Source organism: Bacillus sp. FSL M7-0307 (genome assembly GCF_038627835.1).
Taxonomy (GTDB): Bacteria; Bacillota; Bacilli; order Bacillales; family Bacillaceae; genus Bacillus; species Bacillus altitudinis.
The window spans coordinates 2,743,665-2,761,186 of record NZ_CP152023.1; the positions used below are offsets into that span (position 1 = coordinate 2,743,665).

Annotated in this window: 12 protein-coding genes, 21 tRNA genes and 2 rRNA genes; 6 read left to right on the plus strand and 29 right to left on the minus strand. The window is 44.6% G+C overall.

Annotated elements, in window-relative coordinates; all coding sequences use genetic code 11:
• The first annotated feature begins 8 nt into the window (after window positions 1–8).
• The 3 genes from MHI41_RS14015 (at window position 9) to MHI41_RS14025 (ending at window position 1,499) form a co-directional block, all read left to right on the plus strand.
• Complete coding sequence (locus tag MHI41_RS14015; protein ID WP_169476099.1) at window positions 9–1,055, plus strand: cytochrome d ubiquinol oxidase subunit II; 1,047 nt, start codon at window positions 9–11, stop codon at window positions 1,053–1,055.
• 68 nt (window positions 1,056–1,123) lie between these two features.
• Entirely contained in the window at window positions 1,124–1,282 is a 159-nt protein-coding gene (locus MHI41_RS14020; protein WP_008360682.1) for a DUF1540 domain-containing protein, read from the plus strand.
• Window positions 1,283–1,307: 25 nt separating this feature from the next.
• Entirely contained in the window at window positions 1,308–1,499 is a 192-nt protein-coding gene (locus MHI41_RS14025; protein WP_017358376.1) for a hypothetical protein, read from the plus strand.
• Between the two features lie 105 nt (window positions 1,500–1,604).
• On the opposite strand, the gene menC is transcribed toward MHI41_RS14025, so the two are convergent.
• The 6 genes from menC to MHI41_RS14055 all read right to left on the minus strand — a co-directional run bounded on the left by menC (window position 1,605) and on the right by MHI41_RS14055 (window position 9,048).
• Entirely contained in the window at window positions 1,605–2,729 is a 1,125-nt protein-coding gene (gene menC, locus MHI41_RS14030) for an o-succinylbenzoate synthase (RefSeq protein WP_008342917.1), read from the minus strand.
• On the minus strand, window positions 2,716–4,176 hold the full coding sequence (locus MHI41_RS14035) for an o-succinylbenzoate--CoA ligase (RefSeq protein ID WP_268439167.1): 1,461 nt from the start codon (window positions 4,174–4,176) through the stop codon (window positions 2,716–2,718). The genes menC and MHI41_RS14035 overlap by 14 nt, the downstream gene beginning before the upstream one ends.
• A gap of 70 nt (window positions 4,177–4,246) precedes the next feature.
• Window positions 4,247–5,065, minus strand: coding sequence for a 1,4-dihydroxy-2-naphthoyl-CoA synthase (gene menB / locus MHI41_RS14040; RefSeq protein ID WP_008342913.1), 819 nt, complete (start codon window positions 5,063–5,065; stop codon window positions 4,247–4,249).
• Between the two features lie 14 nt (window positions 5,066–5,079).
• Window positions 5,080–5,910, minus strand: a complete 831-nt coding sequence (menH, locus tag MHI41_RS14045; protein WP_268439169.1) for a 2-succinyl-6-hydroxy-2,4-cyclohexadiene-1-carboxylate synthase — start codon at window positions 5,908–5,910, stop codon at window positions 5,080–5,082.
• Window positions 5,895–7,637, minus strand: a complete 1,743-nt coding sequence (gene menD / locus MHI41_RS14050; protein ID WP_342494262.1) for a 2-succinyl-5-enolpyruvyl-6-hydroxy-3-cyclohexene-1-carboxylic-acid synthase — start codon at window positions 7,635–7,637, stop codon at window positions 5,895–5,897. The genes menH and menD overlap by 16 nt, the downstream gene beginning before the upstream one ends.
• A complete protein-coding gene (locus MHI41_RS14055) occupies window positions 7,630–9,048 on the minus strand; it encodes an isochorismate synthase MenF (protein ID WP_017358381.1) in 1,419 nt (472 codons plus the stop codon). Before MHI41_RS14055 ends, menD begins: the two co-directional genes overlap by 8 nt.
• Before the next feature lie 382 nt (window positions 9,049–9,430).
• Between MHI41_RS14055 and MHI41_RS14060 the strand changes: the two genes are divergently transcribed.
• The 3 genes from MHI41_RS14060 to MHI41_RS14070 all read left to right on the plus strand — a co-directional run bounded on the left by MHI41_RS14060 (window position 9,431) and on the right by MHI41_RS14070 (window position 11,785).
• Window positions 9,431–10,369, plus strand: coding sequence for a 1,4-dihydroxy-2-naphthoate polyprenyltransferase (locus MHI41_RS14060; protein WP_017358382.1), 939 nt, complete (start codon window positions 9,431–9,433; stop codon window positions 10,367–10,369).
• Window positions 10,370–10,486: 117 nt separating this feature from the next.
• A complete protein-coding gene (locus MHI41_RS14065) occupies window positions 10,487–11,221 on the plus strand; it encodes a TraR/DksA C4-type zinc finger protein (RefSeq protein ID WP_025207852.1) in 735 nt (244 codons plus the stop codon).
• A gap of 87 nt (window positions 11,222–11,308) precedes the next feature.
• A complete protein-coding gene (locus tag MHI41_RS14070; protein WP_008342900.1) occupies window positions 11,309–11,785 on the plus strand; it encodes a tryptophan-rich sensory protein in 477 nt (158 codons plus the stop codon).
• A gap of 76 nt (window positions 11,786–11,861) precedes the next feature.
• Here MHI41_RS14070 and MHI41_RS14075 read toward each other — a convergent pair.
• The 23 genes from MHI41_RS14075 to MHI41_RS14185 form a co-directional block, all read right to left on the minus strand.
• Window positions 11,862–11,933, minus strand: a tRNA-Glu gene (locus tag MHI41_RS14075).
• 7 nt (window positions 11,934–11,940) lie between these two features.
• Window positions 11,941–12,031: transfer RNA gene (locus tag MHI41_RS14080), tRNA-Ser, on the minus strand.
• Window positions 12,032–12,034: 3 nt separating this feature from the next.
• Window positions 12,035–12,109, minus strand: a tRNA-Asn gene (locus MHI41_RS14085).
• Between the two features lie 6 nt (window positions 12,110–12,115).
• Window positions 12,116–12,192, minus strand: a tRNA-Ile gene (locus MHI41_RS14090).
• 16 nt (window positions 12,193–12,208) lie between these two features.
• Window positions 12,209–12,282: transfer RNA gene (locus tag MHI41_RS14095), tRNA-Gly, on the minus strand.
• Window positions 12,283–12,293: 11 nt separating this feature from the next.
• Window positions 12,294–12,369: transfer RNA gene (locus tag MHI41_RS14100), tRNA-His, on the minus strand.
• Between the two features lie 24 nt (window positions 12,370–12,393).
• A tRNA-Phe gene (locus MHI41_RS14105) sits at window positions 12,394–12,466 on the minus strand.
• A 17-nt stretch (window positions 12,467–12,483) separates the two neighbouring features.
• Window positions 12,484–12,560, minus strand: a tRNA-Asp gene (locus MHI41_RS14110).
• 15 nt (window positions 12,561–12,575) lie between these two features.
• Window positions 12,576–12,652 (minus strand) — tRNA-Met (locus MHI41_RS14115).
• A 22-nt stretch (window positions 12,653–12,674) separates the two neighbouring features.
• Window positions 12,675–12,767, minus strand: a tRNA-Ser gene (locus MHI41_RS14120).
• Between the two features lie 7 nt (window positions 12,768–12,774).
• Window positions 12,775–12,851 (minus strand) — tRNA-Ile (locus tag MHI41_RS14125).
• Window positions 12,852–12,855: 4 nt separating this feature from the next.
• A tRNA-Met gene (locus tag MHI41_RS14130) sits at window positions 12,856–12,929 on the minus strand.
• 26 nt (window positions 12,930–12,955) lie between these two features.
• Window positions 12,956–13,028: transfer RNA gene (locus tag MHI41_RS14135), tRNA-Ala, on the minus strand.
• A 7-nt stretch (window positions 13,029–13,035) separates the two neighbouring features.
• Window positions 13,036–13,112: transfer RNA gene (locus MHI41_RS14140), tRNA-Pro, on the minus strand.
• Window positions 13,113–13,119: 7 nt separating this feature from the next.
• Window positions 13,120–13,196 (minus strand) — tRNA-Arg (locus MHI41_RS14145).
• An 11-nt stretch (window positions 13,197–13,207) separates the two neighbouring features.
• Window positions 13,208–13,293: transfer RNA gene (locus MHI41_RS14150), tRNA-Leu, on the minus strand.
• 12 nt (window positions 13,294–13,305) lie between these two features.
• Window positions 13,306–13,377, minus strand: a tRNA-Gly gene (locus MHI41_RS14155).
• A 30-nt stretch (window positions 13,378–13,407) separates the two neighbouring features.
• A tRNA-Leu gene (locus MHI41_RS14160) sits at window positions 13,408–13,490 on the minus strand.
• Between the two features lie 7 nt (window positions 13,491–13,497).
• Window positions 13,498–13,573, minus strand: a tRNA-Lys gene (locus tag MHI41_RS14165).
• Window positions 13,574–13,610: 37 nt separating this feature from the next.
• A tRNA-Thr gene (locus MHI41_RS14170) sits at window positions 13,611–13,686 on the minus strand.
• A gap of 33 nt (window positions 13,687–13,719) precedes the next feature.
• A tRNA-Val gene (locus MHI41_RS14175) sits at window positions 13,720–13,795 on the minus strand.
• Window positions 13,796–14,293: 498 nt separating this feature from the next.
• A 5S ribosomal RNA gene (gene rrf / locus MHI41_RS14180) occupies window positions 14,294–14,409 on the minus strand.
• Between the two features lie 61 nt (window positions 14,410–14,470).
• A 23S ribosomal RNA gene (locus MHI41_RS14185) occupies window positions 14,471–17,401 on the minus strand.
• Window positions 17,402–17,522 lie beyond the last annotated feature (121 nt).

A 17,522-nucleotide genomic window follows, 5' to 3' on the forward strand; every position in this document is an offset into this window, starting at 1 on the left:
TGATGCAAATGGATGTAACAACTGATGCACTCATTGCAATCACCATCTTATGGGGATTCGTGTTTATCTATGCAGTGATGGCATCAATGGATTTCGGTGCAGGATTTTGGTCAATGATTTACATGAACAAAGAGCAGACAAAGGCCGCAAATATCGCAAATAAGTATCTTTCTCCAACTTGGGAAGTAACTAACGTGTTCATTGTAGCCATCGTCGTTGCCTTGTTTAGCCTGTTTCCAGGTGCAACATTTGTGCTAGGCACTGTTCTATTAATACCCGGCAGCATTATTTTATTGCTTCTTGCACTGCGAAGCGGATTTCTCGTCTTCTCTCATTCACTGCCTAAAAAATATAGAAAAGCCGTTACATATATTTCAGGAATTAGCGGCTTTATTATTCCGTCCATTCTCATCATGGTTCTCCCCATTACACATGGTGGATTCATCTTTCAGGAGAATAATGTCTACTCATTAGATTTAGGATTGGTCTTTACAAGCGCAAATGTCTATTCTTTCGTAGGTTTTGCGATTTTCAGTACCCTTTTCCTCTCATCTTTGCTTTTAGCTGATTTTTCTAATGTTGCAAACGAAGATGAGGCTTATAACATTTATAGAAGAGGAGCACTGATTACGGGTCCACTTTCTCTCATGATGGCTTTCTTTATCATGCTCACACTGAGAAGTGAGGCCAATTGGCTGTTCACAAAAATGATGCAGAACATCCCGATCCTTCTTGTTTCTCTACTCATGTTTTTGCTTGCAGGTTTGGCTCTATTTTTACCAAACAGTCGCTTTAAACATCGGAAAGGGAGACCACGTTTAGCGGTTATCGCCATTACAATTCAATATTTCTTAGCAAGCTATGTGTATGGACATGCGCATTTGCCCTATATGGCCTATCCTGATATTACCATCATGTCTGGGTTTACAGATCCCGTCACATTTAGGGCATTATTTATTACGTATATTGTAGGGTTTATCATCCTCTTCCCTGGGTTCTACTTCTTCTGGAAATTGTTTATGAAAGATAAGCGTTATATTCGTCAGGAAGATTAACATGAATGAACGCCCCTTACTTCGGTTACATTATAGATGAAAGACATACTCAAAAGGAGGTCATCTGTATGAGTCAAAAAATCCTTTGTGAAGTAAACAACTGTTCCTACTGGAATGCTGGAAATCGTTGTGGTGCAGATGCAATTTATGTCGTCAGCCATACAGGAAATACGGCTGAGAAAAGTGAAGAAACTGACTGTAAAACGTTTAAACCTCAAGACCTTTAAGTCTCATTAAAGGAGGCGCTTCGCTTTGAAAAACGATCGGCTTGCTCAAACGTTTCTTGAAGAAATTCAGGACGCGGACGAGGCTGCATTTTATCAAGCAGCTCACTCCTTTTTAAATCTTTGGGATTATGAATACGGACATGTTTCCGACATGCCCAATGACATGCATCAGTATATTGGACAGCTTGCTTACGACAGCGGGCTTGTAGAAGAGTAAGAAAGAGCGGATGACCGCTCTTTCTTTTTGTTCAGACAGGAAGGAAAAACTTTCCTCAACTATACAGTGGTTCTATTGATGGTGCAAATGGCTATTCATTCGTTTTCATTTCACAAAATCATGTTTTGTAAACACATCAATTTTATCTGAGAAAGAACGAAGCGCTTGATAATCAACTTCTACGCCCATACCTGGAGAACGAGGCACCTCAATAAACCCATTTTCAACTTTGATTTCAGGAAAAATGATATCCTGCTCCCAATATTTCGACGATGCTGAAATATCCCCAGGAATCGTAAATTGCGGAAGTGATGCAAGTGCCACGTTTTGCGCGCGAGAAATGCCTGTTTCAATCATTCCCCCGCACCATAACGGAATCTGCTGCTCCTTGCAGAACGCATGAATCTTAAGAGCTTCAGTCAGCCCTCCAACTCGTGAAGGCTTCACATTAATAATCTGACAGCTTCCAAGTTCTACAGCTTTTCTCGCATCATCTAAAGAACAAATACTTTCATCCAAACAGATTGGTGTTTTTAAATGCTTTTGCAAATGCCGATGATCGACAATGTCATCTGCGGCTAAAGGTTGTTCAATCATTAATAAACGAATATCGTCGAGCTGCTTCAGTTTGCTAATATCCTTTAATTCATAAGCAGAGTTTGCATCCGCCATTAACGGAAGGTGAGGGAAAGACTCTCTTATCTTTTGTAGAAGTCCAATATCTTGTCCCGGCTTAATCTTCACTTTCACACGCTGATAGCCTTGATCAACAAACTGCTCGATTTGCTGAATCATATCATCTATTGGTCCTAACCCCGCAACGACACCAGATGGAATTCTATCTCTAGTACCACCTAAGACGTCACGTAAGGACTTATTTTCTCGCTTTGCATAAATATCCCACACAGCTGCCTCAATTCCTGCTTTGGCCATTCTATTGCCTTTAAAATGGTACAAGCTGTCTGGTATGTCCGAAGGATGTGTAAAAGATCGGGTCAGCACGTTCGGGATAAAGAAAGCCCTCAGCATGTGATAGCAGGTCTCGATGGTTTCTTCTGTATACCACGGAGAAGAGAAGGCAGATACCTCTCCCCATCCAGTTAATCCTGTTTGATCTTTGACCTCGACAATAATAAACTCACGCTCTGAAATGGTCCCAAGGCTCGTTGTAAACGGCTGTTTGAGTTTCATCGTGACATGATATAAGATCACACGTTCAATTTGAATCATCTAAAAACCCCTTTGATTTGAGTCTGTGCCTCTGCAATTTATTCGACGCATTCCTTGGCAGCTCATCCACAAAGTGAAAAGCGGCGGGCCATTTATACTTGGCTAATTGCGACTGACATAAAGCATAGAGCTCATTCTCCGGAATCTGCTCATCTGTCACAAGGAAGGCAGCAGGTACCTCTCCCCATTTTTCATCATATATACCCGTCACTCCGGCTTCCTTTACATTTGGATGTGTTAAAAGAACTGCTTCAATTTCTGCTGGATAAATATTCTCTCCGCCAGAAATAATTAAGTCTGACCGCCGATCAAGCACAAATAAGAATCCGTCCTCATCTACATAGCCAATATCACCCGTTTTCAGCCAGCCCTGCTCAAATGCAGCAGCTGTTGCCTCTTGACGATAAAGGTAGCCTTTCATGACATTTGCACCTTTTACCATGATTTCACCATGCTCAAAAGGACGACACGGACGGTTCTCATCTTGAATCTTTAATTCACACCCAAAAAGGGGCTTTCCCGCTGATCCAAGCTTTTCCACACTAAATTCGGGCGCAAGTGTCACAATTTGTGAGCAGGTCTCCGTCATACCGTACGATTGAAACACAGGAAATCCTTTCTCCTTACTCTCTTGAAGCATCGCATAAGGCGCAGGGCCTCCGCCTAACAGCAGGCAGCGCAAAGATGACGGACATTCTTCAAGTCCACTTAATAAACGGGACAGCATGGTTTGAACAACTGACAACATCGTCACTCGATGCTGTTCAATAGCATCCTTGACTTCACCTACATCAAACTTTTGATGAAGCACGACAGTCATACCGTATATGACAGATTTAAATATAGCGGATAAACCGCTTATATGAAAAAGAGGCAAGGCAATGAGCCAGCGGTCGTCCTCCCTGATCCCTAAGTTCAATGCCGAGGAAACAGCACTATGAAAATGATTGCCAAACGTTTGCTCCACCCCTTTAGGGCGTCCTGTCGTTCCAGATGTATACATAATAGTCGCCGTCTCATTTAAATCAATATCATGTACGACCTTCTTTTCCATATCATGATCTGCATCAGGTAAAGTCTCTATTGTATAAACAGGTAAATCACCATGATGCTCATTTTCATATGCAGGCTCTGTTAATAAAGCCATGACTTTCGCATCTTCCAGCTGATAACGTCTCTCTGCTTTTGTTAACTTATTGTTCAATAACACAATCTTGAAGCCTAATAAAAAACAAGCGTGAACAAGCATGACCATGTGAGGATGGTTATTCATTAAAATCGCAACCGTATCCCCTTTTTTAAAAGATGCACGTGTCAGTCGATTTGCAAGTTGGTCTACATCTTTCGCTAAATCACGAAATGTCCACTCGTTGTCTTGATAAATGAGTGCGACCCGGTCTGGCGTTAAATACGCACGGTGCAGCAGCCAATTCGGTTGCTTCATCATGACACCTCCTTTTCATAAAAGAAAACAGCTCAGTCTGATGCACTAAGCTGTTTTCATCCATATCATTGAATCAAGGGAAACGAGGGAACTGACCGAAGTCTGGCTTCCGTTTTTCCTTAAAGGAATCGCGTCCTTCTTTTGCTTCATCTGTTGTGTAATAAAGAAGGGTCGCATCTCCTGCAAATTGCTGAATACCAGCTAATCCATCTGTGTCAGCATTAAATGCAGCTTTCAAGAATCGTAAAGCAGTCGGGCTCTTTTCTAGCATGTCCTCACACCACTTCACTGTTTCTTCTTCCAGCTGCTCTAATGGTACAACTGTGTTGACAAGTCCCATATCAAGCGCTTCTTGTGCATTGTATTGACGGCATAAGTACCAGATTTCTCTTGCTTTCTTATGACCCACAATACGTGCAAGATAGCCAGATCCATAACCAGCATCAAAGCTGCCCACTTTTGGTCCTGTTTGTCCAAAAATCGCATTGTCTGCTGCAATGGTAAGGTCACACACGACATGAAGCACATGCCCGCCGCCAATCGCATAGCCCGCAACCATCGCAATAACTGGTTTTGGAATGACACGAATTAAACGCTGTAAGTCTAGGACGTTTAGACGTGGAATTTGATCGTCTCCTACATAGCCGCCATGACCGCGTACTTTTTGGTCTCCACCTGAACAGAATGCTTTTCCTCCAGCACCTGCAAGGACAATGACACCAACATCTGAATTGTCGCGAGCACGTGAGAATGCATCAATTAATTCACTTACAGTCTTTGGTGTAAATGCATTATGTACATGCGGACGGTTAATGGTGATTTTTGCAATCCCATTATATGTTTCATATAAAATTTCGTCATACTGACGCTCAGTTTGCCATTCAATAGCCATCAATATTTCCTCCTCTAATCTTGCGATAAAATAAACTCACTTACTATTTTACCAAAAAAATGTGGTTGTTCCACATGAACTGTATGCCCGGCATGCTCTACTACTGTGAATTGACTGTATTCAAGCTCCTGCTGCATACGTTTGGCGATGTCACAGAACTTTTTATCAAGTGTTCCACAAATGAGTAAAACAGGCTGTTTTATCTGCTTTAATGCTTCCCACATAGACGGCTGTGAACCGGTTCCTATACCTTCTAAGCTGCGAGCCAGCCCGTTAGGATCGGCTTTTAGCCTTCCCTCTCTCAGTTGCGTTAGCCTGTCCGCTGGCAAGGATTTCTGCGAAGCAAACAGCGGAATGTTCTCCCAAAAATCCACAAACTGCGCTAATCCTTCATGTCTGATCTTTTGAGCTAGCTGATGATCATGATTCAGCCTCGCCATCCGCTCTTTAAAAGAGTTCAGTCCTGGAGATGTACTCTCAAGAATCAACTTGTTTACACGTTCTGGATAACGGGAGGCAAATGATAAAGCAATACGCCCTCCCATAGAATATCCGAGAATGTTCACTTTGTGAAGCTTTAATTGATCTAAAATCTCAGCAAGATCTGCCAGCTGCTGGGACATTGCATATCTTCTTATACTCTTTGGTGAGTCTGTGCGGCCATGTCCAAGCAAGCTGACCTGAATCAATCTCGTATGTTTTTCTGTATAAGTATTCAAAAAAGCCCAAGAAGCTGTACTCCCTGTAAAGCCATGTAAACATAACGTGGCATTTTCAGCAGATGGGTTATGGTCTATCACCTCATACGCCACACCATCGTGCATTCGTATTATGAGTGAAGGCATTCTTTTTTCACTTCCCTCAATATCTCGTCCATCATTTGGCGATGTTTGCCCACGCGAGAATGCCGGTCAGTTTCAATCTCAATTAAATGAAGCCCTGGTTCTTGGATATGCGCCAAGTACACATCTTTTAACTCTTCTTTCGTTGTCGGCTTCGAATAGGTTCCCCCATATAGCTTTGATGCATACTCAAAATTCAACCCAGTCGGCGTACCAAAGAGCTTTTCATAATACGGTTCATCGGATGCCTGCGGAAGGAAAGAAAAGATTCCTCCTCCATCATTGTTTAACAACACAACCGTGAGCGGGATGTCCATTAGCTTAGCTGCAAGAAGACCGTTCATATCATGGTAAAAAGACAAATCGCCGATGACTAAAGTGATGGGTTGTTTCAAGGCTGCATATGTTCCAAGAGCTGTGGACACAACACCATCAATGCCATTTGCTCCGCGATTCGCCATCATCCGAAACGGTTTTGACTGCGTTTCAAAAAAGGTATCGACATCTCGAATAGGCATACTATTTCCGATAAAGAGCACACTCTCTTTTGGCAAAAGGTGCTGCAGCTGACGATACACATTTCCCTCAAATGTCAGGTCCTCATCATTGTATTGATTTGCATGTATTCTAAAAGAAGAATTGACACTCTGCCAGCGTCGTAAATTAGATGTATCCTGACGCTTTTCCGCTCTCATCAAGACTTCTTCTACAAAAGAGGCTGCATGACTTTCAATCATGTATGATGCGCTTAAACCAGGATCTCGATAACCACCCGCAGCATCGACGACAATCTGCTTCACTTCCGCATGCTTTTCCAGCCACTTAAATAAAGGCTTAGACACAGGCATCGGTCCAAAACGAATGACCATTTCAGGCAAGAGATACTGCTGCAACGCCTCATCTTTTAACAAAGAATCGTATGCATCTATGATGTATTCTTCACTTTCATGTCCATTTCGCAAAAGAGAAAGCGGGTCAGCTAAAATTGGCAGATGCAAAGCTTTTGCAAGACGTAACACTGACGCCTGCTCTTCCGCCGAGTGAAGTTCACCAGCAACAATGATTCCTTTTGCCGCTTTGTTCATGATAGACACTAATTCTGACATAACCCGGTCATCCGGACGAGCTTGACCTGCTGCTAAAATTTTGTTTGCAGCTCCTTCTTCTCTATCAAAAGGATCAATAGACAAGTCAGGTAACAATGGTTCTCTCAGCGGCACATTCACTTGAACTGGTCCCTTTGGCTCCTGCTTTGACACGTGACTTGCCCTAGCAGCAGCAGTTTGAACATACCGCAGCATCGTTTGGCTTTCTTCTGGCAAGGCTAAGTCTGTGAACCATTTAACAAACTTACCGAATAAGAATTGCTGATCAATCGCTTGAGGTGCCCCAACCTCCCTCAATTCGTGCGGCCGATCAGCAGTTAAAACAATCAGTGGTACCCGGGAATAATGTGCCTCGACAACAGCTGGGTAAAAGTTAGCTGCTGCCGTACCTGATGTACAAATGAGTAGCACTGGTGTTTGGCTCGCTTTCGCAAGACCCAGTGCATAAAAAGCAGCAGACCGTTCATCCACTAACACATGGACATTGATTTCTTGATGAGCAAGAGCGAGCATCGCAAGCGGTGTTGAACGGGAGCCAGGACAAACAACTGCCTCCTTCACACCACTTTGCACAAATTCATCCATTAATCTGCCAATATATCTTGTCATGATTTGATTATTCAATAGGACGACCTCCAAGAGCAGACAGCATTGGTCTTAATTTCACTTGCGTTTCTTCATACTCTTGTTTTGCAAGGGAATCCTCTACAATTCCACATCCAGCAAACAAACGAACTTGGTCTTCCTCAATAAGACCTGATCGAATGGCGACAGCAAATTCTCCATTGTCCTTAGAATCAATCCATCCCACTGGCGCCGCATACCAACCGCGTTTCAACGGTTCGATTTCACGAATCACCTCTACCGCTTTTTCCTTAGGATATCCTCCAAGCGCTGGTGTTGGATGAAGCTGTTCAATTAATGAAAAGAGTGAACAGCTGCTTTTGATTTCTCCCACAATGGGTGTAAATAAATGCTGAATGTTTTTCGTTTTATAAAGACTTGGTTGATTTGGCTTATGCACATGATGGCAGTTTGCTTCAAATGCCTGCTCAATCATATTCACGACAATTTGATGTTCAATCAAATTTTTCTCATCATGAAGCAGTTCCTCACCTAGTGCCTGATCTTCTACTTCATCTTGACCACGTACAATAGAACCTGCCAAACAAGATGAAAAGACTTCACCACCGCTTTTTTTCACTAAACGTTCAGGAGTCGCCCCGACAAACGCTTGTCTTCCCTGCTCTATAGCAAATACATAACTCGTTGTTTGATGTTTTAGTAATTCTGCTAATAGTGGAGCGAGTTCAATTTGATTTTTATAGTGAAGCAAGACTTCTCTTGCTAAAACAACCTTTTCATATTCGTTCACACGAATGTGTTCTGTCGCTTCATGGATTGCTTTCATCCATTCCTGGACATCTAACTCTTCCATATGAACAAGCTCAGCTTGTCCATGATTTCTGACAGGCAATGCATCAAAATTAGAAGCTTTCTGTTCTAACTCTTGAATGAGCTGATGAACATTCCCGTCCACCTCGTTCCATTCATTGATCGTTAGAAACGTGCCCTCTTTTGAAACAGTCAGCATCATCGATGGCACAAAAAAATGAGCCTCGCCAAATGCTTCCCAGTGACGCGCCTTCTCTTCATATGGATCAAATGAAAATCCTCCAAATAAAAGCGGACCAACTGCCGCTTGCTTTAACTCCTTCTCATCATGAAAATGGAACATATGCTGTTTCAGCTGCTCCCATTCTTGATGGACGATATTGAATCGTTCTTTGCCTTGCTCTGATGATTTAATCACGGCCGCTCTGCCAAGTCCAGAAAATATCATTTGGCTTTCTGGATCAGACCAAAAAAACCGCTCGCCTAAAAAATCCGCTTCGCCGCTTTGGAAAAAGGCAAGAGGATCCAGATCGTCAACTCTTCTGGAGTAGCTTATCAAAACAGCATGGTTGACGTTATTCGCTTCTTCTAATGTCGCAAGCGCTTCCTGCCGGAAAGTACTTTGCACTGTTGTCACCATGATACATTCCTCCAAAATCCATGAAATAACATATAAAAATAAAACCATCATGTAAAAAATACATGAACATTCGAGTATGTCGAATGACCTGCTTTTCTATTATAAACCTTAACAGATGAACTTAGTAAAGAAAACAGCTTTTAAAACCTCGAATCCTTATTATATCACGCTTTCAAGATTTTTTCGCTCCCGCTTATTGAAATGAGAACATCTCTTAAAAAATGGTAAGACCTGTTCGAAGATCAAGCTTTCTCTCTATATGGGAACGATTAGCAAACATCTTTTTCTTGTTTCATCGCATCAATATATTGACACCTTTTTGAACTTTGCTAAACTGGAATTTGGACGTGTACGTATTTTTTTATTTAAAGGAGTATATTTTATGCAGCATCAATCGATATCAGATCAGCTTTCACCAATTAAGCCTGATAAGAACTGGCGGATTTGGTGGAATTTACTACGACCGCATACATTAACAGCGGCATTTATTCCCGTTACTTTAGGAACTGTCCTAGCACTTCCGAGTGGTCAAATACATGTTGGGCTATTTTTAGCTATGCTATTTGCATCGATGTTTATCCAAATTGCAACGAACATGTTTAATGAGTACTTTGATTATGTTCGCGGATTGGACAATGAGAAATCTGTCGGTATCGGCGGAGCGATCGTGAGAAACGGTGTAAAACCAAAAACAGTTTTAGGCCTCGCTTATGCCTTATTCGCGCTTTCTTTATTACTTGGGATCTATATTTGCATGATGTCTAGCTGGTGGATTGCACTCATAGGACTAATTTGTATGGCAGCAGGCTATTTTTATACCGGCGGCCCTGTACCAATTGCTTATACACCATTTGGAGAACTTGTATCAGGTGCTTTTATGGGACTAGGCATCATTTTAATTAGTTTCTATATCCAAACAGGAACATTGACATCAAAAGCTGTGCTCATTTCATTACCCATCTCTATTTTAGTTGGTGCCATCTTACTGTCGAACAATATCCGTGATTTAGACGGTGATAAAGAGAATGGACGAAAGACACTTGCTATCCTAGCTGGACGTAAAGCGGCAGTCAACATCCTACTTTCCATGTTTGTGATCTCATATGTACTCATTTTTGTTTATATCTTTATGGATATCGTGGGTCTTTGGAGTCTTCTTGTCTTACTCAGTGTGCCAAAAGCTTATACAGCCATTAAAGAATTTAAGCAAAAAGAAAAACCAATTGAATTAATGAATGCCATGAAGTCGACAGCACAAACCAATACGTTTTTTGGTTTCCTGTTAACGATCGCATTGATCTTACAATACTATCTCGCATAACACGAAACGCCTGCAGCCGCAGGCGTTTTTTATTGAAGAATTGCTTCAAATTGGCACAAGTCTTACATAAAAATTTGCTCATACTAACAATATGTTTGATATGAAAGGGTGATCGCTTTGTTATCTAAAAACGAATTACATCAGTTGAAGCAGCGACTTCTCGATGAAAAACAAGAAATTGAAGCCAAAAGCCATGACGATGAACAGAAAGTATCATTTCCTTATGATTCAGTGGGCGAACTGTCAGCCTATGATAACCACCCTGGCGACCAAGGGACAGAATTATTCGAACGCGGAAAAGACATTGCCTTAAACAGTTTGGAACATGAGCACCTGTCCGATATCACTGAAGCACTCCAAGCAATGGCAGACGGCTCTTATGGTTTGTGTAAAGTGTGTAAAGCCCCTATTCCTAAAGAACGCTTAGAAGCCCTTCCCACCGCCGTCACATGCACAGAGCATTCAAAAGAACAGACCGTTTCACAAAACCGTCCCATTGAAGAGGACTTATTAAGTCCGCCCTCAGGGCAATTTGAAAATGAAGAAAGTGCTGCATATGATGGAGAAGATGCCTACCAAGACGTAGAACGCTATGGGAACTCTGATACCCCATCCGATATGGAATTTCCTCCATTGACTTACGATGATGTGTATACACAATCAGAAGATGAAGATTATGTGGAAGACTACGAAGGGTTTGCAGCTGCTGATATTGAAGGTAAAGCAAGCAAGGTCTATCCAAATAAAGCACACGAAGCTTATGAAGAAGCATTAGATGAAGAAGGTGTCATGACGGTGTTTGGTGACTTGAAGCCGTACGAAGAAGAACCTTATACTAAAAAAAATCATTAGTCCCCACATATTGGGGGCTTGATGTTTATATCATGTAATAATTGGGAAATAAGTTGAAGAGTGAATTGATTGGGAGGAGATTTCTGGATGGCTAAAAAAAGTATCATTTGGGCGGTTATCGTCTTCTTTATTACATACGCATTATTTTCTATTGCAGGGTTCCTGTTCCCTATCGACAGAGAATGGTATGACGCACTAAATAAACCTGAATGGACACCTAGTGGTGGTGTCATCGGTGCGGTCTGGGCTGTCTTATTCGCCCTCATTTCGTTATCTGCCGCCATCATTTATGCAAAGTATGGTTTTCAAAAAATCACATTACCATTTTGGATTCTTTTTCTTTTAAATTATGTATTCAATCAAGCCTTTAGCTTTTTTCAATTTACACAAAAAGATTTATTTGCAGCTACGATCGACTGCCTGCTTGTAGCACTGACAGCACTCGCGCTTGTCATCGTCTCACGTAAACTAAGCAATGTTGTCCCAATTTTATTGATTCCTTATGTTTTATGGGGATTCTTTGCGACATACTTGTCTTATACGATCTATTCCATGAATATGTAAGAAAAGACCGCTATGATGGCGGTCTTTCGTTTTGCGGAAAATAAAAAAGAGGTCTTTATTAGACCTCTTTAAAAAATGACCCGTACGGGATTCGAACCCGTGTTACCGCCGTGAAAGGGCGGTGTCTTAACCGCTTGACCAACGGGCCAGAAAAATGGCGGAGAAGGAGGGATTTGAACCCTCGCGCCGCTTGCGCGACCTACACCCTTAGCAGGGGCGCCTCTTCAGCCACTTGAGTACTTCTCCATTTGGCTCCGCAGGTAGGATTCGAACCTACGACCGATCGGTTAACAGCCGATAGCTCTACCACTGAGCTACTGCGGAAAGTCATGGTGGGCCTGAGTGGACTCGAACCACCGACCTCACGCTTATCAGGCGTGCGCTCTAACCAGCTGAGCTACAGGCCCATGAACGATATGCAAATGGAGCGGGTGATGGGAATCGAACCCACGACATCAGCTTGGAAGGCTGAGGTTTTACCACTAAACTACACCCGCAAAAATATGTATGGGGCGATTGATGGGAATCGAACCCACGAGTGCCAGAGCCACAATCTGGTGCGTTAACCACTTCGCCACAACCGCCATACTGATATTTATTTGTAAAAGTGGCTCGGGACGGAATCGAACCGCCGACACACGGATTTTCAGTCCGTTGCTCTACCAACTGAGCTACCGAGCCATGTATTCATTTGAAAATGGCGGTCCGGACGGGACTCGAACCCGCGACCTCCTGCGTGACAGGCAGGCATTCTAACCAACTGAACTACCGGACCAATAGAGAAAAAATTTGGTTGCGGGGGCAGGATTTGAACCTGCGACCTTCGGGTTATGAGCCCGACGAGCTACCGAACTGCTCCACCCCGCGATGATATCATTTTTTAAAAATATGGCGGAGGAAGAGGGATTCGAACCCCCGCGGGCTTTGACACCCCTGTCGGTTTTCAAGACCGATCCCTTCAGCCGGACTTGGGTATTCCTCCGTATAGATGGTGGACCTTGTAGGACTCGAACCTACGACCGGACGGTTATGAGCCGTCTGCTCTAACCAACTGAGCTAAAGGTCCTTTATAGCGGCGGAGGGGATCGAACCCCCGACCTCACGGGTATGAACCGTACGCTCTAGCCAGCTGAGCTACACCGCCATGATATAAAATAATCTTTTAAAAAGTGGAGCCTAGCGGGATCGAACCGCTGACCTCCTGCGTGCAAGGCAGGCGCTCTCCCAGCTGAGCTAAGGCCCCATAAAGATGGTCGGGAAGACAGGATTCGAACCTGCGACCCCTTGGTCCCAAACCAAGTGCTCTACCAAGCTGAGCTACTTCCCGATCTTAATGGCGCGCCCGAGAGGAGTCGAACCCCTAACCTTTTGATCCGTAGTCAAACGCTCTATCCAATTGAGCTACGGGCGCTTATTTTATAATGCCGAGGGCCGGACTTGAACCGGCACGGTAGTCACCTACCGCAGGATTTTAAGTCCTGTGTGTCTGCCAATTCCACCACCCCGGCGTGGATGGTATAAGCGGAAGACGGGATTCGAACCCGCGACCCCCACCTTGGCAAGGTGGTGTTCTACCACTGAACTACTTCCGCATTACAGGATTTCTTTATGTTGTTTGGCAATGCGGGTGAAGGGACTTGAACCCCCACGTCATAAAGACACTAGATCCTAAGTCTAGCGCGTCTGCCAATTCCGCCACACCCGCATGAAAATGGTGAGCCATGAAGGACTCGAACCTTCGACCCTCTGATTAAAAGTCAGATGCTCTACCAACTGAGCTAATGGCTCGCTTTTAAAGCGACTTGTCTATCTTACCATATGAAAGTGGTGCCGGCAAGAGGCCTTGAACCCCCAACCTACTGATTACAAGTCAGTTGCTCTACCAGTTGAGCTACACCGGCTTTATCTATCCTAACATTATGTAAGAATAAATATGGTGGAGGATGACGGGCTCGAACCGCCGACCCTCTGCTTGTAAGGCAGATGCTCTCCCAGCTGAGCTAATCCTCCACTATGTAGGAATCTCTCGATCCGACAAAGATTATTATATACAGGTTTTACTCATTTGTAAAGGCTATATTAAAAAAATTTTATTTCATTTTTCATAACGTATTTCTTTTAACAGATGATGTTTATGTTACCAGTCAAAATAGCTTCAATTCAGCGATTAACAGCTGTATTTCTCTTCTCTATATTCTCTTTAAAAACGAGTAAATCCTTTAAAAATATCAGCAGCCTTTCAATTTTTATACTTTAATGATATAGATATTTCTTCATTTTAACTGTTAAACGCAATGAATGTTTTGACTATACACCTGCTATTCTTTCTCTCTATTATTTTTCTCTACATTTAAAAGTGAACATGCTTCACAGACTTTCTCGTTGTTTGAGAGCATCTGCACACTTGTCGTCAATTAAATCAATCTGATTCATACAACATAATTAGGTTCATCTTCTTTCAAAAAACACAAAAAAGACCAGTTCCGACTGGAACTGATCCTTTGAAAAGCTTGGCGGCGTCCTACTCTCACAGGGGGAAACCCCCAACTACCATCGGCGCTGAAGAGCTTAACTTCCGTGTTCGGTATGGGAACGGGTGTGACCTCTTCGCTATCGCCACCAAACCTGATGGAGAGAATGTTCTCTCAAAACTAGATAACAATGTTCATTTTTCACATTAGAATATAGGTTAAGTCCTCGATCTATTAGTATCTGTCAGCTCCACGTGTCACCACGCTTCCACCTCAGACCTATCAACCTGATCATCTTTCAGGGATCTTACTTCCTTGCGGAATGGGAAATCTCATCTTGAGGGGGGCTTCATGCTTAGATGCTTTCAGCACTTATCCCGTCCGCACATAGCTACCCAGCGATGCCCTTGGCAGAACAACTGGTACACCAGCGGTGCGTCCATCCCGGTCCTCTCGTACTAAGGACAGCTCCTCTCAAATTTCCTGCGCCCGCGACGGATAGGGACCGAACTGTCTCACGACGTTCTGAACCCAGCTCGCGTACCGCTTTAATGGGCGAACAGCCCAACCCTTGGGACCGACTACAGCCCCAGGATGCGATGAGCCGACATCGAGGTGCCAAACCTCCCCGTCGATGTGGACTCTTGGGGGAGATAAGCCTGTTATCCCCGGGGTAGCTTTTATCCGTTGAGCGATGGCCCTTCCATGCGGAACCACCGGATCACTAAGCCCGACTTTCGTCCCTGCTCGACTTGTAGGTCTCGCAGTCAAGCTCCCTTGTGCCTTTACACTCTGCGAATGATTTCCAACCATTCTGAGGGAACCTTTGGGCGCCTCCGTTACATTTTAGGAGGCGACCGCCCCAGTCAAACTGCCCACCTGACACTGTCTCCCTGCCCGATAAGGGCAGCGGGTTAGAAGGTCAATACAGCCAGGGTAGTATCCCACCGATGCCTCCACCGAAGCTAGCGCTCCGGTTTCCAAGGCTCCTACCTATCCTGTACAAGCTGTACCAACATTCAATATCAGGCTGCAGTAAAGCTCCACGGGGTCTTTCCGTCCTGTCGCGGGTAACCTGCATCTTCACAGGTACTATAATTTCACCGAGTCTCTCGTTGAGACAGTGCCCAGATCGTTGCGCCTTTCGTGCGGGTCGGAACTTACCCGACAAGGAATTTCGCTACCTTAGGACCGTTATAGTTACGGCCGCCGTTTACTGGGGCTTCAATTCGCACCTTCGCTTACGCTAAGCGCTCCTCTTAACCTTCCAGCACCGGGCAGGCGTCAGCCCCTATACTTCGCCTTACGGCTTCGCAGAGACCTGTGTTTTTGCTAAACAGTCGCCTGGGCCTATTCACTGCGGCTTCTCGGGGCTTTAACACCCTAAGAAGCACCCCTTCTCCCGAAGTTACGGGGTCATTTTGCCGAGTTCCTTAACGAGAGTTCTCTCGATCACCTTAGGATTCTCTCCTCGCCTACCTGTGTCGGTTTGCGGTACGGGCACCTCTCACCTCGCTAGAGGCTTTTCTTGGCAGTGTGGAATCAGGAACTTCGCTACTAAATTTCGCTCGCCATCACAGCTCAGCCTTCACGGGAAACGGATTTGCCTATTTCCCAGCCTAACTGCTTGGACGCGGATATCCAATACCGCGCTTACCCTATCCTCCTGCGTCCCCCCATTGCTCAAATGGTGAGGAGGTGGTACAGGAATATCAACCTGTTGTCCATCGCCTACGCCTTTCGGCCTCGGCTTAGGTCCCGACTAACCCTGAGCGGACGAGCCTTCCTCAGGAAACCTTAGGCATTCGGTGGACGGGATTCTCACCCGTCTTTCGCTACTCATACCGGCATTCTCACTTCTAAGCGCTCCACCAGTCCTTCCGGTCTGACTTCACTGCACTTAGAACGCTCTCCTACCACTGTTCGTAAGAACAGTCCGCAGCTTCGGTGATACGTTTAGCCCCGGTACATTTTCGGCGCAGAGTCACTCGACCAGTGAGCTATTACGCACTCTTTAAATGGTGGCTGCTTCTAAGCCAACATCCTGGTTGTCTAAGCAACTCCACATCCTTTTCCACTTAACGTATACTTTGGGACCTTAGCTGGCGGTCTGGGCTGTTTCCCTTTCGACTACGGATCTTATCACTCGCAGTCTGACTCCCAAGGATAAGTCATCGGCATTCGGAGTTTGACTGAATTCGGTAACCCGGTAGGGGCCCCTAGTCCAATCAGTGCTCTACCTCCGAGACTCTTACCTTGAGGCTAGCCCTAAAGCTATTTCGGAGAGAACCAGCTATCTCCAGGTTCGATTGGCATTTCACCCCTACCCACACCTCATCCCCGCACTTTTCAACGTGCGTGGGTTCGGGCCTCCATTCAGTGTTACCTGAACTTCACCCTGGACATGGGTAGATCACCTGGTTTCGGGTCTACGACCACGTACTCATGCGCCCTATTCAGACTCGCTTTCGCTGCGGCTCCGCATCTTCTGCTTAACCTTGCACGGGATCGTAACTCGCCGGTTCATTCTACAAAAGGCACGCCATCACCCGTTAACGGGCTCTGACTACTTGTAGGCACACGGTTTCAGGATCTATTTCACTCCCCTTCCGGGGTGCTTTTCACCTTTCCCTCACGGTACTGGTTCACTATCGGTCACTAGGGAGTATTTAGCCTTGGGAGATGGTCCTCCCGGATTCCGACGGAATTTCACGTGTTCCGCCGTACTCAGGATCCACTCTGGAGAGAACAACATTTCAGTTACAGGGCTGTTACCTTCTTTGGCGGGCCTTTCCAGACCTCTTCGCTTATATCGTTCCTTTGTAACTCCGTATAGAGTGTCCTACAACCCCAAGAGGCAAGCCTCTTGGTTTGGGCTGTTCCCGTTTCGCTCGCCGCTACTCAGGGAATCGCATTTGCTTTCTCTTCCTCCGGGTACTTAGATGTTTCAGTTCCCCGGGTATGCCTTCTCATACTCTATGTATTCAAGTATGGATACTACTCCATTACGAGCAGTGGGTTTCCCCATTCGGAAATCTCCGGATCAAAGCTTGCTTACAGCTCCCCGAAGCATATCGGTGTTCGTCCCGTCCTTCATCGGCTCCTAGTGCCAAGGCATCCACCGTGCGCCCTTTCTAACTTAACCATTTCTTACTTTAGAAAGAATCACTATGTGTGATGAACTTTGCATTGCATTCAATGTGAATGTATTACTTATTGTTATCTAGTTTTCAAAGAACAATCCTGTCTCGCTAGAGACATGTTTG

What these genes read in the sequence shown, in the direction of transcription:
- menC (WP_008342917.1), bottom strand. Translation starts at nt 2,729, where the DNA reads ATGATTCAAATTGAACGTGTGATCTTATATCATGTCACGATGAAACTC.
- menB (WP_008342913.1), bottom strand. Translation starts at nt 5,065, where the DNA reads ATGGCTATTGAATGGCAAACTGAGCGTCAGTATGACGAAATTTTATAT.
- MHI41_RS14055 (WP_017358381.1), bottom strand. Translation starts at nt 9,048, where the DNA reads ATGGTGACAACAGTGCAAAGTACTTTCCGGCAGGAAGCGCTTGCGACA.
- menH (WP_268439169.1), bottom strand. Translation starts at nt 5,910, where the DNA reads ATGCCTTCACTCATAATACGAATGCACGATGGTGTGGCGTATGAGGTG.
- MHI41_RS14035 (WP_268439167.1), bottom strand. Translation starts at nt 4,176, where the DNA reads ATGATGAAGCAACCGAATTGGCTGCTGCACCGTGCGTATTTAACGCCA.
- MHI41_RS14070 (WP_008342900.1), top strand. Translation starts at nt 11,309, where the DNA reads ATGGCTAAAAAAAGTATCATTTGGGCGGTTATCGTCTTCTTTATTACA.
- MHI41_RS14015 (WP_169476099.1), top strand. Translation starts at nt 9, where the DNA reads ATGGATGTAACAACTGATGCACTCATTGCAATCACCATCTTATGGGGA.
- MHI41_RS14020 (WP_008360682.1), top strand. Translation starts at nt 1,124, where the DNA reads ATGAGTCAAAAAATCCTTTGTGAAGTAAACAACTGTTCCTACTGGAAT.
- MHI41_RS14060 (WP_017358382.1), top strand. Translation starts at nt 9,431, where the DNA reads ATGCAGCATCAATCGATATCAGATCAGCTTTCACCAATTAAGCCTGAT.